General features: G+C 37.8%; 26 protein-coding genes and 1 pseudogene. 1 reads left to right on the top strand and 26 read right to left on the bottom strand.

The genetic code is table 11. From position 1 onward, the window contains the following. Positions 1 to 33: 33 nt before the first annotated feature. The 25 genes and pseudogenes from topA to LCF45_RS18995 all read right to left on the bottom strand — a co-directional run bounded on the left by topA (position 34) and on the right by LCF45_RS18995 (position 25,910). On the bottom strand, positions 34 to 2,112 hold the full coding sequence (topA, locus tag LCF45_RS18875) for a type I DNA topoisomerase (protein WP_002088184.1): 2,079 nt from the start codon (positions 2,110 to 2,112) through the stop codon (positions 34 to 36). 144 nt (positions 2,113 to 2,256) lie between these two features. Then, positions 2,257 to 3,126, bottom strand: a complete 870-nt coding sequence (gene dprA, locus LCF45_RS18880; protein ID WP_002167750.1) for a DNA-processing protein DprA — start codon at positions 3,124 to 3,126, stop codon at positions 2,257 to 2,259. 88 nt (positions 3,127 to 3,214) lie between these two features. Then, positions 3,215 to 4,115, bottom strand: a pseudogene (gene sucD, locus LCF45_RS18885) (succinate--CoA ligase subunit alpha). Positions 4,116 to 4,134: 19 nt separating this feature from the next. Continuing rightward, positions 4,135 to 5,295 carry an ADP-forming succinate--CoA ligase subunit beta gene (gene sucC / locus LCF45_RS18890; RefSeq protein WP_002014529.1) on the bottom strand — a complete coding sequence of 387 codons (1,161 nt, stop codon included), beginning with the start codon at positions 5,293 to 5,295 and terminating at the stop codon, positions 4,135 to 4,137. Positions 5,296 to 5,488: 193 nt separating this feature from the next. Further along, positions 5,489 to 6,262 carry a ribonuclease HII gene (locus LCF45_RS18895; RefSeq protein WP_002142917.1) on the bottom strand — a complete coding sequence of 258 codons (774 nt, stop codon included), beginning with the start codon at positions 6,260 to 6,262 and terminating at the stop codon, positions 5,489 to 5,491. 55 nt (positions 6,263 to 6,317) lie between these two features. Then, complete coding sequence (gene ylqF, locus LCF45_RS18900; protein WP_002128821.1) at positions 6,318 to 7,208, bottom strand: ribosome biogenesis GTPase YlqF; 891 nt, start codon at positions 7,206 to 7,208, stop codon at positions 6,318 to 6,320. Positions 7,209 to 7,228: 20 nt separating this feature from the next. Then, entirely contained in the window at positions 7,229 to 7,780 is a 552-nt protein-coding gene (gene lepB, locus LCF45_RS18905) for a signal peptidase I (protein ID WP_002066791.1), read from the bottom strand. Positions 7,781 to 7,880: 100 nt separating this feature from the next. After that, on the bottom strand, positions 7,881 to 8,225 hold the full coding sequence (rplS, locus tag LCF45_RS18910; RefSeq protein WP_002014524.1) for a 50S ribosomal protein L19: 345 nt from the start codon (positions 8,223 to 8,225) through the stop codon (positions 7,881 to 7,883). A gap of 146 nt (positions 8,226 to 8,371) precedes the next feature. Next, positions 8,372 to 9,106: a tRNA (guanosine(37)-N1)-methyltransferase TrmD gene (gene trmD / locus LCF45_RS18915; protein ID WP_050000358.1), complete on the bottom strand. Its 735-nt coding sequence runs from the start codon at positions 9,104 to 9,106 to the stop codon at positions 8,372 to 8,374. Continuing rightward, positions 9,106 to 9,621, bottom strand: coding sequence for a ribosome maturation factor RimM (gene rimM / locus LCF45_RS18920; RefSeq protein WP_002014521.1), 516 nt, complete (start codon positions 9,619 to 9,621; stop codon positions 9,106 to 9,108). Before rimM ends, trmD begins: the two co-directional genes overlap by 1 nt. A 121-nt stretch (positions 9,622 to 9,742) precedes the next feature. Further along, positions 9,743 to 9,970: a KH domain-containing protein gene (locus LCF45_RS18925; RefSeq protein ID WP_002088196.1), complete on the bottom strand. Its 228-nt coding sequence runs from the start codon at positions 9,968 to 9,970 to the stop codon at positions 9,743 to 9,745. A gap of 14 nt (positions 9,971 to 9,984) precedes the next feature. Further along, positions 9,985 to 10,257 (bottom strand): 30S ribosomal protein S16, encoded by a 273-nt coding sequence (rpsP, locus tag LCF45_RS18930; protein ID WP_000268750.1) that lies wholly within the window; start codon positions 10,255 to 10,257, stop codon positions 9,985 to 9,987. A gap of 100 nt (positions 10,258 to 10,357) precedes the next feature. Then, positions 10,358 to 11,707 (bottom strand): signal recognition particle protein, encoded by a 1,350-nt coding sequence (ffh, locus tag LCF45_RS18935; protein ID WP_002014519.1) that lies wholly within the window; start codon positions 11,705 to 11,707, stop codon positions 10,358 to 10,360. Between the two features lie 12 nt (positions 11,708 to 11,719). Continuing rightward, complete coding sequence (locus LCF45_RS18940; protein ID WP_000891061.1) at positions 11,720 to 12,052, bottom strand: putative DNA-binding protein; 333 nt, start codon at positions 12,050 to 12,052, stop codon at positions 11,720 to 11,722. Positions 12,053 to 12,184: 132 nt separating this feature from the next. After that, a complete protein-coding gene (ftsY, locus tag LCF45_RS18945; RefSeq protein WP_002088200.1) occupies positions 12,185 to 13,174 on the bottom strand; it encodes a signal recognition particle-docking protein FtsY in 990 nt (329 codons plus the stop codon). 14 nt (positions 13,175 to 13,188) lie between these two features. Further along, a complete protein-coding gene (smc, locus tag LCF45_RS18950; RefSeq protein ID WP_002014517.1) occupies positions 13,189 to 16,758 on the bottom strand; it encodes a chromosome segregation protein SMC in 3,570 nt (1,189 codons plus the stop codon). A gap of 148 nt (positions 16,759 to 16,906) precedes the next feature. Continuing rightward, the gene (gene rncS, locus LCF45_RS18955) at positions 16,907 to 17,644 is read right to left on the bottom strand and encodes a ribonuclease III (RefSeq protein WP_002033792.1); all 738 of its coding nucleotides are present in this window, start codon (positions 17,642 to 17,644) and stop codon (positions 16,907 to 16,909) included. Between the two features lie 58 nt (positions 17,645 to 17,702). Further along, entirely contained in the window at positions 17,703 to 17,936 is a 234-nt protein-coding gene (acpP, locus tag LCF45_RS18960) for an acyl carrier protein (RefSeq protein ID WP_002014515.1), read from the bottom strand. Positions 17,937 to 18,005: 69 nt separating this feature from the next. Beyond that, a complete protein-coding gene (gene fabG / locus LCF45_RS18965; protein WP_002014514.1) occupies positions 18,006 to 18,746 on the bottom strand; it encodes a 3-oxoacyl-[acyl-carrier-protein] reductase in 741 nt (246 codons plus the stop codon). Beyond that, positions 18,746 to 19,690: an ACP S-malonyltransferase gene (fabD, locus tag LCF45_RS18970; protein ID WP_002128825.1), complete on the bottom strand. Its 945-nt coding sequence runs from the start codon at positions 19,688 to 19,690 to the stop codon at positions 18,746 to 18,748. The genes fabG and fabD overlap by 1 nt, the downstream gene beginning before the upstream one ends. A gap of 14 nt (positions 19,691 to 19,704) precedes the next feature. Next, positions 19,705 to 20,697 (bottom strand): phosphate acyltransferase PlsX, encoded by a 993-nt coding sequence (plsX, locus tag LCF45_RS18975; protein ID WP_002128828.1) that lies wholly within the window; start codon positions 20,695 to 20,697, stop codon positions 19,705 to 19,707. Next, positions 20,694 to 21,287: a transcription factor FapR gene (gene fapR, locus LCF45_RS18980; protein WP_000747354.1), complete on the bottom strand. Its 594-nt coding sequence runs from the start codon at positions 21,285 to 21,287 to the stop codon at positions 20,694 to 20,696. The genes plsX and fapR overlap by 4 nt, the downstream gene beginning before the upstream one ends. 88 nt (positions 21,288 to 21,375) lie before the next feature. Next, a complete protein-coding gene (gene recG, locus LCF45_RS18985) occupies positions 21,376 to 23,424 on the bottom strand; it encodes an ATP-dependent DNA helicase RecG (protein WP_002014510.1) in 2,049 nt (682 codons plus the stop codon). Positions 23,425 to 23,848: 424 nt separating this feature from the next. Continuing rightward, complete coding sequence (locus LCF45_RS18990) at positions 23,849 to 25,525, bottom strand: DAK2 domain-containing protein (protein ID WP_263893201.1); 1,677 nt, start codon at positions 25,523 to 25,525, stop codon at positions 23,849 to 23,851. A 22-nt stretch (positions 25,526 to 25,547) separates the two neighbouring features. After that, positions 25,548 to 25,910: an Asp23/Gls24 family envelope stress response protein gene (locus LCF45_RS18995; protein WP_002014507.1), complete on the bottom strand. Its 363-nt coding sequence runs from the start codon at positions 25,908 to 25,910 to the stop codon at positions 25,548 to 25,550. A 378-nt stretch (positions 25,911 to 26,288) separates the two neighbouring features. On the opposite strand from LCF45_RS18995, the gene rpmB reads away from it, so the two are divergent. Further along, positions 26,289 to 26,477, top strand: a complete 189-nt coding sequence (gene rpmB / locus LCF45_RS19000; protein WP_000124776.1) for a 50S ribosomal protein L28 — start codon at positions 26,289 to 26,291, stop codon at positions 26,475 to 26,477. A gap of 73 nt (positions 26,478 to 26,550) precedes the next feature. Here rpmB and spoVM read toward each other — a convergent pair whose 3' ends face one another. Continuing rightward, positions 26,551 to 26,631, bottom strand: a complete 81-nt coding sequence (spoVM, locus tag LCF45_RS19005) for a stage V sporulation protein SpoVM (RefSeq protein WP_001213599.1) — start codon at positions 26,629 to 26,631, stop codon at positions 26,551 to 26,553. Positions 26,632 to 26,656: the final 25 nt, after the last annotated feature.

The following is a 26,656-nucleotide window of genomic DNA, read 5'->3' on the forward strand; positions in this document are numbered from 1 at the left end:
TTTTCTTCCCGAAAAAAATGTGAGCAGTTACGCTCACATTTGTTGTTCTTCTTCATAATCACACGAAATACATTGTACTTGCACGCCTTTTTTTAACTTTTTCTCTACGAGCATACCTTCACACTTCGGACATTTACGACCAATCGGCTTATCCCAAGATACAAAGTCACATTCTGGATACGTACCGCATCCGTAGAAAAGGCGTTTCTTTTTATTACTACGGCGTTCAATAATTTGCCCTTTATCACACTTCGGACAAGTAACACCGATTTCTTTTACAATCGGTTTTGTATTACGACATTCCGGGAAATTTGAACAAGCCATAAACTTCCCATATTTACCCATTTTAAAGACCATCGGGTGACTACATAATTCACAGTCTTCCCCAGCTGGTTCATCTTTAATTTCCACTTCACGCATTTCTTTTTCCGCTTTTTCTAAGCGCGGTTCAAATCCTACGTAGAAATCATCAACAATTTTCACCCAATTCGCATTTCCTTCTTCTACTTCATCAAGGCTTTGCTCCATATTGGCAGTAAATTCAATGTTAATAATTTCTGGGAAAAACTCTAAAATAAGTTCGATTACTATTCCACCAAGCTCAGTCGGAACGAAGCGTTTATTATCTAAAGCAACGTATCCTCGTTTTTGGATTGTTTCAAGTGTCGGTACATAAGTAGACGGTCTCCCAATTCCAAGCTCTTCAAGTGTTCTTACTAGACGAGCCTCTGTATAACGCGGCGGAGGCTGTGTGTAATGTTGCTTTGGTTCTATATCTTTTGAAAATACAGTTTCACCTACTTCTAACGGTGGCAACATCTTATCCTTTTCTTCCGCACCATCATCTTTCGACTCTACGTACACTTTCATAAATCCTGGGAACTTTACAACTGATCCACTTGCACGGAACTGAACATTGTTATTAATGAGTTTCGCTGTAACAGTATCCATTATAGCAGATGCCATTTGACTTGCAACAAATCGCTCCCAAATCAGTTTATACAAACGGAGTTGATCACGACTTAAGAAACTTTTTAGTTCCTCTGGCTTTCTCATTACCGAAGTAGGACGAATCGCCTCATGCGCATCTTGTGCTTTCGACTTTTTCGTTTCTTTCCTCTTCTCTGTTCCTATGTATTCCGCACCAAACGCCTCAGTAATGTAATCACGAGCCTCTGTTTGAGCTGTTTCTGAGATACGTGTTGAATCAGTTCTCATATACGTAATAAGACCTACAGTCCCTTGTTTTCCAAGATCTATCCCTTCATACAGCTGCTGTGCAAGCATCATTGTTTTCTTTGCTCGCATATTTAACTTACGCGCTGCCTCTTGTTGCAAGGAAGATGTTGTAAACGGTAATGCAGGGTTACGCTTTCGCTCTTTTCGCGTTACATTTTCAACCGAAAACGCATTGTCTTTCATCTTTTCGATTATTTCGTTCACTTGTGCTTCGTTCGTTAATTGAACTTTTTCACCATCTACACCGTAAAAGCTTGCTTCAAATGTGTCTTTCCCTTTCACAAATTCTGTTTTAATTGTCCAGAATTCTTCAGGTTCAAAACTTTGAATTTCTTTTTCACGTTCGATGATTAAACGAACTGCTACAGATTGTACGCGTCCTGCACTTAATCCTTTTTTTACTTTCTTCCATAATAAAGGACTAATATTGTAACCAACAAGACGATCGAGTATACGTCTTGCCTGTTGTGCATCTACTAAATCCATATTAATTGCACGAGGATATTTAAATGATTCTTTTATTGCATCTTTTGTAATCTCATTAAATACAACTCGGCAATCTGATTCAACGTCCACATTTAACGTATTTGCTAAATGCCAAGCAATTGCTTCTCCTTCACGATCCGGATCGGCCGCGAGATAGACTTTCTTTGCTTTTTTTGCCGCTGATTTTAAATCTTTTAAAACGGGACCCTTACCACGAATGGTAATATACTTCGGGGTGAAGTTATTCTTTACTTCTATCCCCATTTGGCTTTTAGGTAAATCGCGGACATGTCCCATGGACGCGACGACTTTGTATTTTTTCCCTAAATATTTTTCAATGGTCTTCGCCTTAGAAGGCGACTCCACGATTACGAGGTAATCTGACATGCTAGTGCCTCCTTAAGAGGTGGATTCAAGTCTTCATCAATCTTATTGATTTCTCTTGTTTTTGTCAATCAAGAATGAATATACCATACAGCGACAATCTACCATTTGTCAATAATTGTTTAATAAAAACATAAAAATATATGGTTAATTTAAAATTTCTTCAAGGATATCCTCCGCATTTCTTACTAGCTTTGCGCCTTGTTGAATTAGATGATTCGTTCCCGCTGCACTCTCTATAAATATAGGTCCAGGAAGCGCAAACACCTCTCTATTTTGTTCTAGCGCAAGGTCTGCAGTAATAAGGGATCCACTTCTCGTTTTTGCTTCTACAACTAAAACACCTTTACTTATACCGCTAATAATTCGATTTCTTTTTGGGAAATACCATTTTTTCGGCACATAATGAGGCGGATACTCTGTCAATAACAATATATAATCTTTCCACGTGTCATACAAACCTCTATTCTCCTTTGGATACATATAAGATAATCCGTGTCCTAATATTGCAATGGTCGGGCAATGCTGCCTTACTGTAACTTCATGAGCAATTGTATCTATCCCTCTTGCAAACCCACTAACAATAAGCCATTCTTTTTCAAGTAAAGGTTGTAAAATAAACTTCATACTCTCCTTTCCATATAAAGACGGTTCTCTCGTTCCAACAATCGCTAATTTATTTACTTTATTTAGAAAATCTCTTTCTCCTTTTCCGTATAAAACAAAAGGGGGATCTTGTATTTCTCGCAGTAATTGTGGATAGTCCTTATCCCATATTGTTATATAAAATATTCTCTTTTTTTCTAACTGGGATACATATTGTTGGAGATTTGAAATTTGAAGAAAATTTACTAGTTCTAAAGATTTTTCCGAGGATATTCCAGCGTAATATTCAAATTGTTCCGGACTAAAAGTGTATATTCCCTTCAGTTCTGGATCAACATATAGTAGTCTCTCCATCGCCTTCCAATGATCCGCCAACATGTAATGAAGGTGCAATAAACGTTCTCTTTTCATCTCAATTCTCCTTACCCATAATTTTTATTATGTAAACAAAAAATGTGTAAAAAGACACCCTCTAATAAGAAGGTGTCTTTCAAAAAGATTAGTAGTTTTTACAAGTCTCAAATAATCCCTTTTCTTTTAAAACAGAGATTAATGTTTCACCCATAACAGCTGGTGTTTCCGCTACTTTAATACCACAAGCTTCCATTGTTTTAATCTTTTCAGCAGCAGTTCCTTTGCCGCCAGAAATGATCGCCCCAGCATGACCCATACGTTTGCCTTCAGGCGCTGTTTGACCACCAATGAAGCCTACAACTGGTTTTGTCATATTAGCTTGTACCCATTCTGCTGCTTCTTCTTCTGCCGTACCGCCGATTTCACCAATCATAATTACAGCATGCGTTTCTTCATCTTCATTAAATGCTTTTAACGCATCAATAAAGTCCGTACCGTTAACAGGGTCTCCCCCGATACCTACAGCAGTAGATTGGCCAATACCTTCTTGCGTTAACTGATGTACAGCTTCATACGTTAATGTACCAGAGCGAGATACGATACCAACATGACCTTTTTTGTGAATATATCCTGGCATAATACCAATTTTACATTCGTCAGGTGTAGACACCAGGGCAGTTTGGTCCAAGTAAACGTGTATGTTTACCCGCCATATATCTCTTTACGTTTACCATATCTAATACAGGGATTCCTTCAGTAATACATACTACTAAATCAACCTTTGCATCAACAGCTTCCATAATTGCATCAGCCGCAAAAGCGGGTGGAACGTATACAACTGAAGCGTTTGCGCCTGTTGCTTTCACAGCATCTTCTACTGTATCAAATACTGGTACGCCTTCAATATCAGTGCCACCTTTACCTGGTGTTACACCACCTACAATTTTCGTACCGTATTCAATCATTTGCTTTGTATGGAATAACCCTTGAGAACCTGTAATACCTTGAACAATAACTTTTGTATCTTTATTAACTAATACGCTCATTTTTCTCCCCCGCTTTCTATTAGCCCACTAGTGAAACAATTTTTTGTGCACCGTCTGCCATAGATTCTGCTGCAACAATATTTAAACCAGACTCATTTAAAATTTTCTTTCCTAGCTCTACGTTTGTACCTTCAAGACGTACAACTAAAGGCAACTCAAGACCTACCTGCTTCGTCGCTTCAATAACACCTTCTGCGATAACATCACACTTCATAATGCCACCAAAAATGTTAACGAAGATACCTTTTACATTTTTGTCAGAAAGGATAATTTTGAATGCTTCTGTAACTTTTTCAGCTGTTGCGCCGCCACCAACATCTAAGAAGTTAGCTGGGTCACCATGGTAATGTTTAATGATATCCATTGTAGCCATTGCTAAACCTGCACCATTAACCATACAACCGATATTTCCATCTAAAGGAATGTAGTTTAAGTCATATTTAGAAGCTTCAATTTCTTTTGAATCTTCTTCTTCAAGATCACGAAGTTCTAAAATATCTTTATTGCGATATAACGCATTAGAATCAAAGTTTAATTTTGCATCTAACGCCATAACTTTACCGTCACCTGTTGTAACAAGTGGATTAATCTCAGCGATAGAGCAATCTTTTTCGATAAACGCACTGTATAAGCCCATCATAAACTTCACAGCTTGTCCTACAAGTTCTTTTGGAATATTGATGTTAAACGCGATTCTACGCGCTTGGAAACCTTGTAAACCTACTGCTGGATCAATATATTCTTTAAAGATTTTTTCAGGCGTTTTTTCTGCTACTTCTTCAATTTCTGTTCCACCTTCTTCAGATGCCATTAAAACAACTTGAGAAGTTGCACGATCTAATACAAGACCTACATAATATTCTTTTTTAATATCGCAACCTTCTTCGATAAGTAAGCGTTTTACTTCCTTACCTTCAGGACCTGTTTGATGCGTCACAAGTGTAGTTCCTAAAATGCTTTCTGCATATGTACGAACTTCTTCTAAATTTTTCGCAACTTTTACACCGCCAGCTTTGCCGCGTCCACCAGCGTGAATTTGCGCTTTAACTACACATACTTCCGTTCCTAATTCTTTCGCTGCTTCTACAGCTTCTTCTACTGTAAATGCAACCTTCCCGTTCGGAACGCTAACCCCATAGCTTCTAAGGACTGCCTTACCTTGGTACTCATGGATATTCATGGTCCCATCCTCCCCTGTTTTCCTGTTTTACTCGAAAAGTTTTTTAATGTTTAAAAAACATTACATTGCCATTGTATAAGATGATTGGCACGCTGTCTACAATAAAGTGTCAGAAAACTGAAATCGCTTTATTCTTTTTCGAAAATAATAATGTTTATATACCAAAATAAAAAATAAGCTGTGAATATACAGCTTATTTTTGAATCATATCTTTAATTGGCGCGAATGATTTTCGATGTTCCTCTAATACTCCATGTACTTCAATCGCTTCTAAATGCTGTTTCGTCCCATATCCCATATGTTGTTCGAATCCATATGCAGGATACTTTCCTCCTAACTCTTTCATCATGCGGTCTCTCGTCACTTTCGCAATAATAGATGCAGCTGAAATAGAGACACTTTTCGCATCACCTTTAATGATTGATGTTTGCGGAATTGATGTAGGAAGCTTCATCGCATCGATTAATAAATATTCTGGTGTACATGATAAATTAGCAACGGCATCTAACATCGCTTGCTTCGTCGCTTGATAAATATTTATTTCATCAATAACTTGTGGTGATATAATTCCAACTCCAATCGCAATTGCATGATCTTTAATTTCATCATAAAAACGCTCACGTTTCGCTTCACTTAATTTTTTCGAGTCATTTAATCCTGGAATATAAAAGTCTTCCGGAAGGACGACTGCCGCCGTCACAACCGGTCCCGCTAACGGCCCACGACCCACTTCATCAATACCAGCAATGTATGTGAGCCCTTTTTCACGTAACTCATTTTCGTACTTTGACATTTCTAGAAATTTTTCTCTTTCTTTTTGCGCTAACTCTTTTTGTTTATACCACTTCAAAATTAATTTTTGAACACCTTTTCGCTCATCTTTCACTAACATTTGAAAACGCTCGTCTTCTTCATTCATAATTTCTTGCAGCAAACATTCCGCTTCATGAATAGTCATTTTTTGCATCTATTTACACTCCTTTTAAACGTAACCAAAAAGAAAAGACGTACAAACGCACGTCTTATACTTCTTCTACTTTTTCCGCATCTTCTACCTGCTCTGCAAACTCTTCTGGTGTTTCAAATGTCATTTTTCCAAATCTTCCACCACGAAGCTCACGAAGTATAAGCTCAGATGTTTTATCATAATCAATCATTCCGCCGCCCATTAAGCAACCTCTATTTTTTCCAATTGCATCAAATAACTCCACAATTTCTTCTGGAATGTCATTTAAATTATATCGCTCTTTTAAACGTTCTGGATAATGTTTTTCCATAAAACGTAACGCATAAATAGCTACATCCTGTAGATTTAATATAGAATCTTTAATTGCACCAGTCGTCGCTAAACGAAGACCAACTAATTCATCTTCAAATTTAGGCCACAAAATACCTGGTGTATCTAATAATTCCATTTCTTTCCCAACTTTAATCCACTGCTGGGCCGTTGTCACACCAGGACGATCTCCTGTTTTTGCTATATTCTTCTTCGCTAATTTATTAATTAGTGTAGATTTACCAACGTTTGGAATACCTACAATTAAAGCACGAATTGCTCTTGGTCTAATGCCTTTAGCAACCATTTTATCGAATTTTTCTTTGACAAGAACTTTACAAGCTGCTGCAATTTCTTTCATACCTTGTCCAGCTTGCGCATTAATTGAAATTGCCTTTTGACCTCTTTCATCAAAATATGCAATCCACTGCTTTGTAAGACGATCATCCGCCATATCCGCTTTATTTAAAACAACAAGCCTTGGTTTATGTGTAATAATTTCATCAATCATTGGATTACGAGAAGATAAAGGTAATCGAGCATCTACAAGCTCAATTACAACATCAATTAACTTTAATTTTTCTGTTACTTGGCGTCTAGCCTTTGCCATATGTCCTGGGAACCATTGAATTACCATGTTGCCACCTTCTTTTTCTTTTATTTCACAATACGTGCATCTTTTAAAGGCCAATATAGCATATTTGCTTTACCAATCACTTGGTCCATTGAAATTGTACCAATCGAACGGCTATCTTTACTAAAACGACGATTATCGCCTAAAACAAATAATTGACCTTCTGGAACAGTTTTCTTTCCTGTCATTTCTTCAAGAGTAAAATCATATGTAAGCGGTCCGTCAGCAAGTTGTTTTTTCTGCTTATCTAAATACGGCTCCTCATAAGGTTTCCCGTTAACATATAGTTTATCATTACGGTATTCGATTTCGTCGCCTGGCAGGCCAATAATACGCTTAATATAATCTTTTTCTTCCGTCGCTCGGAATACAATAATATCAAAGCGTTTCGGATCACCTATGTGATAGCCAATTTTATTAACAATCATTCGATCACGGTCATGTAAAGTCGGCGACATCGATACACCGTCTACGAGAATTGGGGCAAAGAAAAACTGTCTAATTACGCCCGCTAATACAACAGCAATCAAAATTGCTTTGATCCATTCCCAAAGTGAGCTCTTCTCTTTCTTCATGCTTTCCCCTCCACTGTTATGTAAGCTGCTCGTATTATACCAAAATTTCATATAGATTGGAAAAAGGGAGCTTGTGTATTTACAAGCTCCCATACATGTCTTATCGAATTTCTTTAATACGTGCTTTTTTACCGCGAAGGTTACGTAAGTAGTATAACTTAGCACGACGTACTTTACCACGGCGAAGTACTTCGATGTTCGCGATTCTTGGCGTGTGAACTGGGAATGTACGCTCAACACCTACACCGTAAGAAATCTTACGAACTGTGAATGTTTCACTGATTCCGCCACCACGACGTTTAATTACAACACCTTCGAAAAGCTGAATTCTTTCACGAGTTCCCTCAACTACTTTTACGTGTACACGTAAAGTGTCTCCAGGACGGAATGAAGGAAGGTCAGTTTTCAATTGGCCTTTTGTGATTTCTGTGATTAATTGTTGCATATTAAATTCTCTCCTTTAAACAGATGCTCTTATAAAGTCTTATTAAATTACAGCGGAACATCGTTAATACGGCTACTGATTTCAGTAGCACAAATGTTATAATAGCATATTGCTAGGACTGTTGCAATAGAAAATATATCAAGCCCTTATCGGTCTTCTTTAATCTGTTTCAGCCATTTCTCTTCTTGCTTAGATAATTCTCGTTCTTCCAGTAAATCCGGTCTACGTGTGTACGTACGACGTAGTGACTCTTTATGGCGCCATTCATCAATGTTTTTATGATTTCCTGACATTAGTACATCCGGTACCTTCATACCACGAAAATCAGCAGGACGTGTATAATGTGGGTGTTCTAACAAACCTGTGCTAAAAGAGTCTTCCACTTGTGACGTTTGATTCCCAAGCACTCCTGGCAAAAGACGTACAACACTGTCAGTGACTACCATAGAAGCCAATTCTCCACCCGTTAATACGTAATCCCCAATAGAAATCTCATCTGTTACAAGATGCTCACGAATTCGTTCATCGTATCCTTCATAATGGCCACATACAAAAATAACATGCTCTTCTCCAGCAAGCTCTTCTGCCTTCTTCTGCGTGAAACGCTCTCCTTGTGGACACATTAAGACGATTCTCGGCTTACGGTCTGTTTCCTTCGTTAACTCTTCTACTGCGTCAAAGATAGGCTGTGGGGTTAATACCATACCAGCGCCCCCACCATACGGATAATCATCTACACTATTATGCTTACTAGTTGTATACTCACGAAAATTGACAACACGAAGCTCTACCGCTTCTTTTTCTTGTGCTTTCTTTAAAATTGAAGAACCAAATACACCCGTAAACATATCTGGAAACAATGTTAAAATGTCAATTTTCATTATAGTAGCCCTTCCATTACATGAATGGTTACTAATTTATTTTCAATGTTAACTTGAAGTACAACGTCATCAATATAAGGAATTAACAAATCTTGACCCTTTGGACGTTTAATCACCCAAACGTCATTCGCACCAGGAGATAGAATCTCTTTGATTGTCCCTAACGCTTCTCCTTCTTCCGTTACAACGTTGCAACCAATAATTTCATGGTAGTAGTATTCACCTTCAGCTAGTTCGCCTAACTGCTCTTCTGGTACTTTTATTAAAGAACCTTTTAACTTCTCTACTTCATCTACATTGTTGTATCCTTCAAGTGTTAATAAATCAAATGTCTTATGTTGACGATGAGAAGTTACCTTCACTGTAAGATAGTCTGTACCTTTCTCATCCCATATGTATAACGTGTTCCCTACTTTATATCGCTCTTCTGGAAAATCAGTACGAGAAATAACACGAATTTCTCCTTTTACGCCATGAGTATTTACAATTTTCCCTACATTAAACCATTTTGTCATAAATAGTATGTCACCCCTGGTTTCTATATAAATTAAGCATTTCCATTTTATATATGGAACATGCAATTTCTCTTTAAATGTTAAAAAAGGGAGAGGAAATAACTCCTCGCCCTTTTTACGTTTATTGAATTTCCAGTGTGACGTTCTCATCATTATGATGTCCCACTGAATACAAGAGCATTCTAATCGCTTTCGCAACTTTCCCTTGCTTTCCAATGACTTTTCCAACATCCTCAGGATGTACAGTTAATCGATACTTTATTTCTCCGTTGCAAAGTTCCTGTGTAACTTTTACATCTCCAGGATGATCCACAAGAGGTTTAACAATTGTCTCGACTAACATTTTCATTGTCATTGCCTCAATTACTTACCTTGTTTAGATAAGTGGAATTTCTCCATGATACCTTGGTTAGAGAAAAGGTTACGAACTGTATCAGATGGTTTAGCACCATTTCCTAACCATTTTAATGCTGCTTCTTCGTTGATCTTAACTTCCGCTGGTTGAGCAACCGGATTGTAAGTACCGATTTCCTCAATGAAACGTCCGTCACGAGGAGAACGAGAATCTGCAACAACTACACGATAGAAAGGAGTTTTTTTAGCTCCCATACGTTTTAAACGAATTTTAACTGCCATTTATAAAGCACCTCCGAATTTATTTCACACAGATAATTATATTAGCAAAAAGACTATTGCTTTGTAAAGTATTTTTTCTTAACAGAGCCATCTTTTTTCCTTACATGAATGGAAACTTCAATCCACCTAGTCCTTTTTTCTTACCTTTTTGCATTCCCGTCATCGTCTTCATCATTTTTTTCATATCATCAAATTGCTTGATTAGACGATTGATTTCTTGTACCGTTGTACCGCTACCTTTGGCAATGCGCTTTTTACGACTAGCATTGATTATTTCCGGTTGTTCTCGTTCTACTTTAGTCATAGAACGAATAATTGCCTCAATATGCCCAATTTGTTTTTCATCAACTTGTGCATTTTTCAGCCCTTTAATTTTATTTGCACCAGGAAGCATTCCTAACAATTCGTCAAGCGGTCCAAGTTGACGCACTTGTCCAAGTTGTTCTAGGAAATCGTCAAGCGTAAACGAAAGCGTACGCATTTTTTGCTCAAGTTCTTTTGCTTTCTCTTCATCAACTGTAGCTTGCGCTTTTTCAATTAATGTTAAGACGTCGCCCATCCCTAAAATACGGGATGCCATACGTTCTGGATGGAACGCTTCAATTGCATCTAGTTTTTCACCCATACCAGCAAATTTAATTGGTGTATTTGTTACAGCCTTAATAGATAATGCCGCACCACCGCGCGTATCACCATCTAATTTCGTTAATACAACACCTGTTAATCCTAACTGTTCATGGAAACTTTGTGCTACATTTACCGCGTCTTGTCCTGTCATCGCATCGACAACAAGGAAAATTTCATCCGGTTTCGCAACTTCTTTGACTTTCGCTAATTCACCCATTAGTTCTTCATCAATATGCAGGCGACCCGCTGTATCGATTAAAACGTAATCGTGATGATCTTCTTTTGCTTTCGCAATCGCTTGTTTCGCAATTTCAACCGGACTTACTTGATCTCCTAAGGAGAAAACAGGCATGTCCAATTGCTTCCCTAATGTTTCAAGCTGTTTAATCGCTGCTGGACGGTAAATATCCGCTGCAACAAGCATCGGTTTACGATTATGCTTTTTACGAAGCAAATTTGCAAGCTTACCTGTCGTCGTTGTTTTACCCGCACCTTGCAGACCAACCATCATTATAACAGTAGGTGGCTTATTAGCAACAGCAATTTTGCTTTGCTCTCCGCCCATAAGTTCTGTAAGTTCTTCCTGTACGATTTTAATTACTTGTTGTCCAGGTGTCAAACTTTTCATTACATCTTGTCCGACAGCACGCTCAGACACACGCTTTATAAAATCTTTTACTACTTTAAAGTTAACATCCGCTTCTAAAAGAGCTAGACGAACTTCTCTCATCATTTCTTTTACATCGGCTTCAGAAACTTTTCCTTTGCCGCGGATTTTTTGCATTGTCTGTTGAAGTCGGTCGGCTAATCCTTCAAATGCCATATTGCCGCCCTCCTAATCTAATTTTTCGATAGCTTCAACAACTTGTTTCATTTCTTCATTTACATGCTCTTCTTCGCTGATTAGCTGTTTTAGCTTTGCAACAAGTCGCTGTCGCTCTTGAAACTTTTGAAGTAATACTAATTTATCTTCATATTCTTCAAGCATCGCTTCAGTCCGTTTAATGTTATCATACACGGCTTGGCGACTTACATCAAATTCTTCCGCAATTTCACCAAGAGATAAATCATCTAGATAATAAAGCGACATATAACTTCTTTGTTTTTGCGTTAACAACGATTGATAAAAATCAAATAAATAGTTCATTCTCGTTGTTTTCTCGAGCATGTTGGATCATCCTTTGTTAAGTGATTTCCCTTTACATGACTTAGTTTACATGGAGTACAAAAGAGTGTCAAGTTTTTTTCTTAACATCACATATTTTTATAAAAAAAGAAGCGGAAATACCGCTTCTTTCACTTACACTTCTTCTGTTTCTACTACGTTCGCAAACAAACCATAAACATATTGTTCTGGATCAAACTGTTGCAGATCATCCATTTGCTCTCCTAGCCCAACAAATTTCACCGGAACATCCATTTCGTTACGAATCGCTAAGACGATACCACCTTTAGCAGTTCCATCTAACTTCGTTAAAACAATACCAGTAACATTCGTGGCTTCACGGAATGTTTTCGCTTGACTTAAACCATTTTGCCCTGTTGTTGCATCAATAACAAGTAATACTTCATGAGGAGCCCCTGGTACTTCACGCTCAATTACGCGCTTCACTTTCTCTAACTCATTCATTAAGTTTACTTTATTTTGTAAGCGTCCCGCTGTATCACATAGCAATACATCCACTTTACGGGCCTTTGCCGCTTGTACAGCATCATACATAACAGCCGCTGGATCAGATCCTGACCCTTGTTTAATTACTTCTACACCAACACGATCGCCCCATACTTCTAATTGCTCAATCGCCCCAGCACGGAATGTATCTCCTGCCGCCAATAGGACAGACTTACCTTCTGATTTAAATTTATGTGCAAGCTTACCAATCGTCGTCGTTTTCCCCACACCATTCACACCAACAAATAAAACTACTGTTAATTGATCCTCTTGTATATTAACTTCATTACTAAAATCGCTGTCACCTTTGTAAATGCCCACTAGCTTTTCAGAAATAACAGCCTGTACTTCTTTCGGATCTTGAATGTTACGACGTTGCACTTCTTCTTTCAACTGATCAATTAATTCCATCACTGTCGAAACTCCGACATCCGCACTAATTAAAATTTCTTCTAATTCTTCAAAGAAATCTTCGTCTATTTTGCGGTAACGGTACACTAAGTCATTTACTTTATCAGCAAATGAATTTCTCGTTTTTTCTAATCCTTGTTTAAACTTCTCTGTTACCGTATCCGTTTGTTTTGAAATTTTTTCTTTTAATTTTTTTAAAAAGCTCATACTTCCCATCCTTCCTATCTACTTGCAACAAGTTCTTCGCCATCATCTAAACGAACAGAAACAAGCTTCGACACCCCTGACTCTTGCATTGTTACACCGTACAATACATCAGACTCTTCCATTGTACCTTTTCGGTGTGTAATTACAATAAACTGCGTTTCATCACTAAATTTCTTTAAATACTGCGCAAAACGAGCAACGTTTGCCTCATCAAGAGCTGCTTCCACTTCATCTAGAACACAGAATGGAACTGGGCGTACTTTTAAAATACCAAATAAGAGCGCAATTGCCGTTAAAGCACGCTCTCCCCCTGAAAGTAAACCTAAATTTTGTAGTTTCTTCCCTGGTGGTTGCGCTACAATATCAATACCCGTATTTAGTAAATCTTCTGGGTTTGTCATTACTAAATCCGCTCTTCCACCTCCGAATAATTCAGAGAATACAGATTGAAACTCTGTTCGAATCCCTTCGAATGTAGTAGAAAAGCGTTTTTTCATCTCTTCATCCATTTCCGTAATAAGTTGATGCAATGTCGATTTCGCTTCTTCTAGGTCATCTCTTTGCTCTAATAAGAATGTATGGCGCTCTGCTACACGTTCATACTCATCAATTGCCCCTAAATTTACTGCGCCTAACTCTTCAATGGATAGTTTAATTAGTTTCACCTTTTTACGTGCATCTTCTGCAGGCATCATCATTGTATACTTAAGTTTTGCTGCTTCAAATGAAATAGTATATGTTTCACGTAAATGTTGCAATCTATTTTCCAGCTCTACATCAAGTCGGTTAATTTTCACTTCTTGATCTTTCAGCATCTCAAGAATATATTTATGTTTACCTATTGTTTCTTTCACACCGCGCTCTAAATGCTCGACTCTTTCTTGCAATGATACGCGTTGTTCACGACGAGAACGAATTAACTCCGAAGTTTGATTACGATCATACGCTTTCTTCTCAATCATATTCGTAATTTGTTCTTCGCCACTTGAATTAGATGTCATCTCTTGCTTTAAGAACGCTAAATCTTCTTTCGTTTTTACAAGCGTCGCATCAGTCTCTTCTTTTTCCTTCGTCAATCGTTCGACTTTTTCTTTTTGATTAGACAAACGTTGTTGTTGTTCAGCAGCTTGTACTTTTAGCTCCGTCATTTCCTTCTGAACTTTTTCTTTTGAAGAATATTGTTCACTTTTTTGTTTCGTTAAAACGACGATTTTGCTATCTAATTCCCCAATCTCAGCTTGAAGAGTCGCTAAAATCTTTTCTAACTCTTCTTTGCGCCCTTGCATTTTTACTTGATCTTGTAAAAATCCTTCAATCTCTAAATCGTAAATCGATAAACGATCATTAATACGATGTTCATCTAATTCTAAACGATTAATTTCTTCTCTTAGCTTCTGTTCATCTACACGTTCGGTCTCTACACCTTGGCGTAACTCTCGTATTTGTACTTCTTTTTCTTGAATCTCTTGCTTTACTGCTTTAACAAAGTTTTCTAGCTTCGTTGTTTTTTCTTCCATGTCAGTTAGTTTTTTAGTCCACTCTTCAAGTTCACGTTGACGTCCCAATAAAGAGGATTTCGCCTGTTTTACAGCTCCACCCGTCATAGAACCACCCGGGTTCACTACGTCACCTTCGAGTGTTACAATACGATAGCGGTATTGCAGTTGTTTCGCTAACTCATTTGCTCCTCGTAAATCTTTCGCAACAACAACTGTACCTAATAAACTTGAAACTACATTCTCATATTTATTATTGTACTGCACAAGTTCTGCCGCTACACCGACAAACGATGGATGCTGATTCACAATGCGTAATTGATCAAATGATAGCGATCGGCTTTTAATAACAGCTTGAGGTAAAAACGTTGCACGGCCATGTTTATTTTGCTTTAAAAATGCAATTGCATTACGAGCATGCTCTTCTGTTTGTACTACGATATGTTGCATCGCTGCCCCAAGGGCGATTTCCATTGCGATTTCATATTCTTTCGGCACAGTCAGAAGTTCTGCAACAGCTCCCTCAATACCTTGTAGTCTATTTTCTCTAGCCTTTAATACTTCACGTACCCCTTGATAGAAGCCAGAGTAGTCCTCTTGCATCTCTTCTAACATTTCTTTCCGAGAGCGCGCCTGTTGCACAAATTGATACGCTTGATACAGTTTCGTTTCATTTTCACTATACTGTGACTTACATTTCCCAAGTGCCGTTTCTGTCTTCTGTATGTTAGAAATAATGCCAGCTATTTTCTCTCTCGCTTGCTCATAACTGTCTACAAGTTTCGCCTTTTTCGCTGTAATTTCCACACGCATCTGTACATACTTTTCATTTTCTTCATCAAGTCGTTCGTTTTTAGAGTTTTGCTGTTTTGATTGTTCTTCAATCATAGATAATTCATTACGAAGACTTGCTTGTTGATTTAAAAGTTCAATATAGTCACCTTTTAAATTCTCAATTTGTTCCTCTAAATTCTCAGCAAAAGTCGCAAGTAATTGCTCGTTATCATGCAATTTCTTCTCCAATTCTTTTACTTGATTCACAAATTGCATTAAAGCTTCTGTACTTGTTTCAATTTCGCCATCATAACTTGTAGTTTTCTCTGTTAACTCAACAATTAGCTTTTCAAGCTGCGCACAATGTGTCGTTGCATTTTGCTTTCTTTCCTTTAACAGCTCGCGTTGCCCTTCTAGTTTTTCTAGTTCTTTACTAGACAGAAGTAGAACTTCTTGTAAGGAATTTACAGATTCATCAACGGCTTGTAATTGCCCGCGTAATTCCTCAAGCTCTTCTTCACTTTTTTGTAAGTTCGCCGACATTTTAGCTTCTTCATCTTTATTATGCCCAAATTGATTTCGAAGCGCTTCCCACTTTTCATGTAATTCTTCAATTTCATGTACAATAAGCGCAGCTTCTACTTTCTCTAATTCTTCTTTTTTCTCAAGATAATCTTTCGCAATAGAAGCTTGTCTTTCTAGTGGTTCTACTTGACTACTTAATTCGTGAATAATATCTTGTACACGATTTAAGTTTTCTTGTGTTTCCGCCAATTTCCCTTCAGCTTTCTTTTTACGAAGTTTATATTTCAGCACACCCGCAGCTTCTTCAAATACACCACGACGTTCTTCTGATTTACTACTCAAAATCTCTTCGACTTTCCCCTGGCTAATAATCGAAAAAGCTTCCCTTCCCATACCAGAGTCCATAAATAAATCAATAATATCTTTTAATCTACAAGATTGTTTATTAATATAAAAATCACTATCACCCGAACGAGATACACGACGCGTTACACACACCTCGTTATACTCAATCGGTAAGCGTTGGTCTTCATTATTTAAAGTTAATGTAACTTCAGCAACATTAACCGCTCTTCTCGTATCACTGCCGGCAAAAATAATATCCTCCATCTTTGCACCGCGTAATGACTTTGCAGATTGTTCACCAAGTACCCAGCGAATTGCATCAGTAATATTACTTTTCCCGCTCCCGTTAGGTCCTACTACAGAAGTTACACCTGGAACAAAATCGACAGATACACGCTCAGCAAAAGACTTAAATCCTGCTATTTCTAATCTTTTTAAAAACACGAAAGGCCTTCCTCCTATTCTCCGTTGTTGTAAACGTTGTCTGTACGAAAACAAACTACTATACGGATTTCCCACTCCTTTTATTTATAAATAAAAGGAAAGTTTCATTCTATGCATAAGGAACCCCCCTTATTCAAAGGGGGATTCCTCATGATTGTTCTTTTAATTTTTTCAATGCTTCTGCAGCAGCTTGTTGCTCTGCCTCTTTTTTTGACTTACCACTTCCAAGACCTAATGCCTCATTATTTAAAGTTACACGGGACACAAATTCTCGGTTGTGGGCCGGTCCTTTTTCTTGCAAAATTTGATACTCAACATTGCCACTACCATCACGCTGAATCAATTCTTGCAATTGACTCTTATAATCCATCACATGAGAAAAAGCACCTTCATTAATTTTTGGATATACAACTTCTTTTAAGTATCCCCAAACTGTTTCTAGCCCTTGATCAAGATAAAGGGCACCAATAAACGCTTCAAAGACATCCGCTAATAAAGCTGGTCGTTCACGTCCACCCGTCATTTCCTCACCTTTCCCTAATAAAACAAGGCTACCAAATGACATTTCGTTTGCAAAACGAACAAGAGATGGCTCACATACAATAGCTGCACGTAGTTTTGTTAACTCTCCTTCGCTCATTGTCGGATATTTTTGAAACAGATACTGTGATACAGTGAGTTCCAATACAGCATCGCCAAGAAACTCAAGACGCTCATTGTCCTCATGCGGTTTTTTTCGATGCTCATTCACATACGATGAATGCGTAAACGCTTGAATCAATAATTTTTCATCTGTAAACGTAATACCTATCTCTTCTTGAAATACTTTAAAAGCTTCACGATATTTTGCTTCGTATTTTTTTTCTCTATGTTTTCGGTACGGCATAGGTCCCTCCAGATATAAGCCGAGAAGCCCCGTTAAAAAACGGGACTTCACTTAAGCATTATAGATGACTCTCTATGTAAGTCACAGCATCGCCAACAGTAGCAATCTTTTCAGCATCTTCATCAGAAATTTCCATTTCGAATTCATCTTCTAATTGCATTACAAGTTCTACTACATCTAGGGAGTCTGCGCCTAAATCTTCTTTGAAGCTTGCAGCTGGTACTACTTCAGTTTCTTCTACTCCTAAACGATCAACGACAATTTTGGTTACACGCTCTAAAACATCTGCCATTCTATTCACCTCCCCTCAAATATTATATAAAATATTGTCCAAAAAAACTAGTTGAAATCGATTCTTTTATTACATTACCATACCGCCATCAACATTTAACGTTTGACCTGTAACATATTTACTTTGATCAGAAGCAAAAAACGTTACAGTATTTGCGATATCTTGTGCTTCTCCAAACTGAGCTGCAGGAATTAATTTTAACATTTCGGCTTTTATATTTTCATCTAATACATCCGTCATATCAGTTGCAATAAACCCTGGAGCAATTGCATTTACAGTAATATTTCGGCTCGCTAATTCTTTTGCTGATGTTTTTGTTAATCCAATTACACCAGCTTTAGCAGCAACATAATTTGCTTGTCCTGGGTTTCCTGTTACACCAACAACAGAAGCGATATTAATAATACGTCCATGACGTTGACGCATCATATAGCGCGATACTGCTTTCGTACATAAGAAAACACCTTTTAAGTTTGTATTAATAACTGTATCCCATTCTTCTTCTTTCATACGCATTAATAAATTATCTTTTGTTACACCAGCGTTATTTACAAGAATATCAACTTGTCCAAACGTATCTACAGTTTGTTTCACCATTGCAGTAACATCATCAGCATTTGCAACATCTGCTCTTACTGCAATGGCATCTGAACCTAATTTCTTTATTTCATCAACTACTTCATTCGCCTTTTGCTCATTACCAGCATAATTTACTACAACATTTGCCCCTTGTTTCGCTAAATCAATAGCAATCGCACGACCAATCCCACGTGAAGCACCAGTTACTAATGCTACTTTCCCTTTTAACATCAGCTTTCTCCTCTCAAATTTGAAATGGTATCTTTTAATGTCTCTTCATCATATACCGCATATGCTTTCACTGAAGAATCAATCGACTTCATAAGACCAGCAAGTACTTTTCCAGGTCCGATTTCAATAAATGTATCTACCCCTTGATTCACCATATACTCAATAGATGGGTACCATAATACAGGCGAATAGAGCTGTTCAATTAGCTTTGCTTGAATATCTGTACCACGCGTAATAACATCTGCCGTAACATTTGCAATAACAGGAATATTCGTGTCTTGAATTGTAATTTCATTTAAAACACTTTGGAATTTCTCAGCAGCTGGTTTCATAAGCGAGGAATGAAACGGTCCACTTACTTTGAGCGGAATTGCTCTTTTAGCACCATTTTCTTTCGCTCTTTGAGAAGCAAGTTCTACTCCTTGCTTTGTTCCAGAAATAACAATTTGCTTCGTACTATTCATATTAGCAATTTGTACTGCATATCCTTCACTTGTTACTTCTTCTGTAACTCGTTTCAGCATATCCGGATCCGCACCTAAAATAGCTGCCATTGCACCTTCCCCGCCTGGAACAGCTTCTTCCATATATTCCCCGCGTTTCCTTACAGCATATACAGCGTCTTCGAATGTTAATGCACCAGCAGCTACAAGAGCGCTATATTCACCTAAACTATGTCCTGCGACAAAATCAGGTGTAATATCATACTCCTTCAAAGCTGTTAAAATTGCAAAGCTCGTTGTTAATAGTGCCGGCTGCGCATTTGTCGTTAATGTTAACTTTTCTTGCGGTCCTTCAAAAATCACTTCTGAAAGAGAATCATGCAAAACCTCATCCGCTTTTGCAAACACTTTCGCAACCTCTTTATTATTCTCCGCTAACTGTCTACCCATTCCAACTGCCTGTGAACCTTGGCCCGGAAAAAGAAATGCTATTTTTCCCATTTCAAATCCTCCTCTTATTGAAGCGGCTCCTTCTCCATTACACTTGAAATTGTAGGAATTACTTCTTTCGCTACCATTTCTCTCGTTTGACGAATCGCACTAAATATCGATTGGTCATTAGAAGAACCGTGAGCCTTAATGACAGGAGCTTTCAATCCAAACAACGCCGCTCCCCCATACTCCGAATAATCCATTTTATCTTTCAATACCATAAGTTTTGGTTTTAATACCGCTGCTGCTAATTTGCTCGTAAACGAACTCATTAATTGTTCTTTTAACATAGAGAATAACGCAAGTGCTGTTCCTTCTAATGATTTTAGCGCTACATTACCCGTAAAACCATCACATACAACAACGTCTGCTACACCTTGCAATAAATCTCTTGATTCAACGTTTCCAACGAAATTAATTGGTGCATCCTTGAGCATAGCAAAGACTTGTTTTGAAAGCTCGTTTCCTTTACCATCCTCTGTTCCAACGTTTAAAAGTCCAACGCGTGGATTTTTAATTCCTCTTACTTTCTCTGCGTAAACAGAGCCCATTACTGCATATTGATATAAATGAATTGGTTTTGCATCAACGTTGGCTCCAACATCTAACATAACAAAACCTTCTCCATCAACAGTTGGCATTGTAGGTGATAAAGCTGGTCGTTCAATTCCTTCCATACGACCAACAACAAACAATCCAGCTGCCATCAAAGCTCCTGTACTACCTGCTGATATACAAGCATCCGCTACGCCGTCTTTTACTTGCTGCGCCGCTAGTACCATTGAAGCTTGTTTTTTTCGACGAACCGCTCTTACTGGTTCGTCTGTCGATTCAATTTTTTCGTCCGTATGAAGTATAGTAATTCGCTCTTCACTCGTTAAATATTGACGAATTCCCTCTTCTTTCCCTACTAACGTAATATGTAAATCTGAGTATTCCTTAATAGCTTTCATTGCTCCTAATACTACAGCCTTTGGTGCATGATCGCCGCCCATTGCATCTATTGCGATTTTCATAAGTTGTTACCTTCCTCACTATAATTACTAGATCGATACATTTCAAAAGTGCCTGTAAAGACAAGTTCTTCTCCAACAAAACTACGCACTTTGACAACCGTCCGTCCTTTATCATTCTCTACATCTTCAACACGTACTTTTGCAACAACACGCTCTCCTAATTTTACAGGACGAATATATCGAATGGTGGACTTTGCAGTTAAAGCTAATTCTTCATCAATAACCGCAACAGCTAGTGAGTTTGCTTGTGCAAACAAATGATGCCCACGAGCAATTTGATTTCTTTTAAATACATGTTCTACCTTTACTTCAAAGATAGAAATCGCATGTCTATCTAATTCTATATCAATAATTTCTCCGACAACCTCTTCTAACGGTAAAGATTTCACATCTTCTTCATGTTGTTTTGTAGCCACATGCTTAATTCGTTCTCTTAATTCAGGAATAGATAATTCCATACGATCAAGACGAACAGTTTGTATGCTCACTTGAAATTTTTCCGCTAAATCTTCATCCGTTATAAAAGGATTCGTTTCTATTGTTTGTTGTAATAATTCTTGTCTTTCTTTTTTACTTCTTCTTTTTTTCATACCGCACCATCCATTTTTATGACTAGGTACTAAAAGTAGTATATAATCATTAAAAGTAGAATGCAACAAAAACTTTTGCAGACTACTTTTAATCGAGCTTCTCTCCCTGGAACACACCTGTCCCATCAAGATAAGTACGCAGCGAAGCATACTGATCATTATGCCAAAACGCTTCTGAATCAACTAGTATCGCTGCATCTTGTCTTGCTGTTTCTAACGCCCGATAATCATGTACCATATCAGCAACCTTAAATTCTGGTAGACCACTTTGCTTACTTCCAAAGAAATCCCCAGGACCTCGTAACTCTAAATCTTTTTCTGACAATACAAATCCATCATTTGTTTCAGTCATAATGCGCATTCTTTCTTTTCCCGTTTCTGATTTTGGGTCCGCAATTAATAAACAATATGATTGTTCACTACCACGCCCAACACGCCCCCTCAGCTGATGGAGCTGTGATAAACCGAAACGTTCCGCGTCATAAATAACCATAACAGTCGCATTTGGTACATTCACGCCTACTTCAACAACTGTTGTCGACACAAGAATTTGCACTTTATTTTCACTAAACTGTCCCATTATCTCTTCTTTTTCTTGAGATGATAGTCTCCCATGCATTAATCCAACTTGGCATTTCCCTTGATAATGATGAGTCAGCATACTATGTAAGTCGATAGCATTTTGTACATCAAGCTTCTCAGACTCTTCAATAAGAGGGCAAATAACATATGCCTGTCTTCCTTTTTTTATCTCTTTCTCCACAAAGCCGAGGACACGATCTAACATATCATGTTTTGCCCAGTACGTTTCGATTACCTTTCTACCAGCTGGCATTTCGTCGATAATAGAAACGTCCATCTCTCCAAATGCAGTGATAGCTAACGTACGCGGGATTGGGGTCGCCGTCATAAACAATACATCTGGACTTTCACCTTTCTCACGTAAAACCCGGCGCTGCGCCACACCAAATCGATGCTGTTCATCGGTAATAACGAGACCTAACCTATGAAATATAACTTCGTCTTGAATTAAAGCGTGCGTTCCAACAAGGATGTCTACTTCTCCCTGTTCTAATCTCGACAAAATTTCTCGACGTCTCGCACCTTTAACAGAACTTGTTAGCAATTCAACCTTCATACCGAAATGTGAAAACGTCTCCGCGAGCGACTGATAATGTTGCTCGGCTAAAATTTCTGTAGGAACCATCAAAGCACCTTGATAATGAGCCAATTTCGCCGCATAAAGAGCAATCGCAGCAACAACTGTTTTTCCAGAACCTACATCCCCTTGCAATAATCGATTCATTCGGTACGGAGATATCATATCTTTCATTATTTCATCTACAACCCGGCGTTGTGCACCAGTTAATGGAAACGGAAGCGCATCAGTAAACTCTTGCAATTCTACTAATGAAATTTCCTTTTTCGTCCCTTTCGAGTTTTCCCTTTCCATTTTCCGTAATGTTTGCATTTTCAACTGAAACAAGAAAAACTCCTCATATACAAAACGGCGACGCGCTTGCTTTAAGTCTTCCTGTCCCACTGGAAAATGTAACCCTCTGAGCGCTTCATAGCGTGATAATAATTTATATCGACTTAACAAACCATCTGGTAACACTTCGACTATAGAATCTCCATACTCCTTAAATGCTTGTGCAACAAACCGGCGCATCTGTTTTACTGTCAGTTTTCCTTTCACTGAATATACAGGTTCTACTTCTTGTTGTCGTACAACCGGTCCAAAATTCAGTTCTGATACAGCAATTGTTTGGCGATGCTGATCCCATTTACCAGTAATCGTTACCGTTTCATCTAAATTTAACTTTTGTTTATAGTATGGTCTATTAAAACATACAGCTGTAATTAAATAACGACCGACGAGAACACGAACTGTAAGACGTGACTTCTTCTTCCCATAATATTGCAGTAAAGGAGCACTATGAACTTTCCCCTCAACCGTTACACGCTCGTCATGCTTTACTTCAGCAAGATCTTTCATCGCATAGTCTTCATAGCGGTACGGAAAATGTTCTAATAGATGAGAAACTGTATAAATTCCCATCTCGTGTAACAACTCAGATGTTTCTCCTCCGATTCCCTTTACATCCGTAACAGGAACTTGTACAACTTCATTCAAGATTCTCACGCTCCGTCACATTATTTTCTTTGATTCATTCTATTGATTATCCATTATTATCATTGACATCTGTAATCGCTCTCTTTCACCTTATATATTCTATCATAGGCATTCTAAGAGAAACTACTCTAATCCCTCTATATAAAGTGAAACTATAATCAGTGGGCGTTTACGGGCAGTTAATCTCCCACTTAACTTCTTTGCTCCAGCCGAATATAGGGGGTGGAAGTTTTACTGCCCACAAATAGCGGGATAAAACAAAGTTGTACAATACGTAAGAAAAGAGCCTCACTATTAGCAGCAAGGCTCTTTTCTATCATCAATATGCTAGCCTTTTGAATAAAAACTAGTAATAAACTTCATATCACTATTTCTTATCCATTAGCAAGTAAGTAACCCATTTATTTTCAAATCGAATCTTTTCTTATTCTACAGAGAAGATGAAAGAATACACCGGTTGGTTCCCTGCATGTACTTCTACTTCTGCATCTTCAAAGTTCTCTTCTACAAACGCAACTAATTTAGCCACTTCTTCATCTGTTGCATCTTCACCTTGTAGAATCGTTACGATTTCAGAATCCTCATCAATTAGCGCTTCTAGTAATTGCTTTGCAGCTCCTACTTTCTCAGCATTTGTAGATACAATTTTCCCATCTGCAATACACATGAAATCATCTTTTTGAATCGCTACACCGTCAATTTCCGTATCACGAACAGCATACGTAATCTGACCTGTTTTCACATGAGTTAAAGCTTCTTTCATGTTTTCTTCATTCTCTTCTAGCGTTCCAACTGGATTAAATGCTAATATTGCAGCCATACCTTGAGGAACTGTTTTTGAACGAATAACAATAACTTCTTGTTCTACAACTGACGCTGCTTGTTCTGCTGCCATCACGATATTCCCGTTATTTGGTAAGATAATGATTTTTTCAGCGTTTGCCTCTTCAATCGCCTTCACAATATCCTCCGTACTCGGATTCATCGTTTGGCCACCTTCGATAACTTTCGTTGCACCAATGCTCTCAAATAGAGTTTTAATACCCGATCCCATAGCTACAGTTACAATACCATACGGTTGTTTCTCTATTGGCTGATTCGTTTGTTCAGGTACCATGGTAGGTTCATCTAATAAAGCAGTATGCTGTTCACGCATATTTTCTACTTTAATCTTAATTAGACTACCGTAACGTTGTCCATAGTTCATAGGATCTCCAGGATGTTCCGCATGAATATGAACCTTTACAACCTCATCATCCGATACAACAAGTAGTGAATCTCCGTACACACTAATATCTTCACGGAATTTTTGTTCAGAGAAATTATGTTCCTTCATTTTTCCAGGCTCTAATTTCACCATGAATTCCGTACAATATCCATACTTAATATCTTCTGTACTCAATTGGCTTTGTACACTACGGTGATGTTCTGCACGTACCATGTCATTCATAGATGGTTGGGCAGGCATATTAGAAGAAATCGTTTCTCCTTTTAAGTCAGCTAAAAATCCTTCATATACAACAACAAGACCTTTACCACCGCTATCTACAACGCCAACTTGTTTTAATACAGGTAATAAATCTGGCGTACGATTTAACGATGCGTTTGCTTCTTTTACAACGTCTTCCATAAACAAAACAAAGTCGCGCTGTTTTTTCGCAACTGTCACTGCATATTTACCCGTTTCTCTTGCAACCGTTAAAATCGTTCCTTCAATTGGTTTCATAACCGCTTTGTAAGCTGCCTCTACTCCAGCTTCTAAAGCTGCAGCAAAATCAACTGTCGTTAATTCTTCTTTTTGTTCAATGGATTTAGAGAAACCACGGAATAACTGAGATAAAATAACCCCAGAGTTACCACGAGCTCCCATTAATAATCCTTTGGCTAAACTTACACCGACTTTACCAGCATGCTGCGAAGGATTTGCTTTCACTTCACGTGCGCCTGAAGTCATTGATAAGTTCATGTTTGTACCGGTATCGCCATCTGGAACTGGGAATACGTTTAATGCATCAACAAGCTGAACATTATTTGTTAAATTATTGGCTCCTTGAATGATCATTTGTGATAAACGTTTTCCATCAATTTTTTGAATTGACACAGATTTTCCTCCTTAATGCACATTACAAGTTTATTACTTTAACTCCTTGTACGTAGATGTTTACAGAATCTACTGCTAGTCCTACAGTTTGATCTAATGTATATTTCACTTTAGTCTGCACGTTATGTGCTACTTCTGAAATTTTCGTACCATAGCTCACAATAATATACATATCAATATGTACTTCATCTTCATTTTTACGAACAATAACGCCTCTAGTGAAGTTTTCTTTTCGTAAAATTTCTGTTAATCCATCTTTTAACTGATTTTTTGATGCCATACCTACGATACCGTAGCAATCTACTGCGGCACCTCCAGCAATTGTTGCAATTACATCTGTACTAATATCAATTTGACCGTACTTCGTTTTAATTTCAATTGACATCTCGTTTCCCCCTTCATAAATGGTGAAAGTGAGCTAGACTACTTTAGTTACTATCATATAATCTTTTTAAAGAAAATTCCATCGTTCTTTCTTTTTCACTCTCATATTTTATGTTTTAAATTACATTTTTTTATGATGAGCAAAATAGTCCATTGTTATTATACAACATGTACCACTATAATATGTCAAGCAATTTTTCTTGATTTCACCTTTTCTTCATTGACATATAGTGTCAAGTATTTTTTCTTGATTTCTTTTTCCTACGGTGTTGCATTCTCTTTTTAGTTGTGTTAAATTATAGTAGTGTTTTTAGCATCGCATAAAAGACTAATATTGAAAAATTACGTATGTTACGGTAGTTAAGGGAGGGAAATATAAATGGCTCGTGTTTGTGCTATCACTGGAAGAAAAGCTCGTTCTGGTAACTCTCGTTCTCACGCAATGAACGCTACAAAACGTAAATGGGGCGCTAACCTTCAAAAAGTTCGCGTACGCATCGACGGAAAAGTTCAACGTGTTTACGTTTCTGCTAGAGCATTAAAATCTGGCAAAATCGAACGTGTTTAATAATAAAAAAAAGAGCCGCTAGGCTCTTTTTTTATTATACCATTGGAAAAAGCACCGGTAATAGGTGCTTTTTTTAGTCTTTTTTGAAGGTATTTAACATCGCACGAACAATTCCACCAAGAAATTTAGGTAACTTAATTGTATAAAATCTCATGGTTTCCCTCCTAATCCCCATTACT

Source organism: Bacillus sp. 41-22 (genome assembly GCF_025809295.1).
In the GTDB taxonomy this organism is placed as follows: Bacteria; Bacillota; Bacilli; order Bacillales; family Bacillaceae_G; genus Bacillus_A; species Bacillus_A mycoides.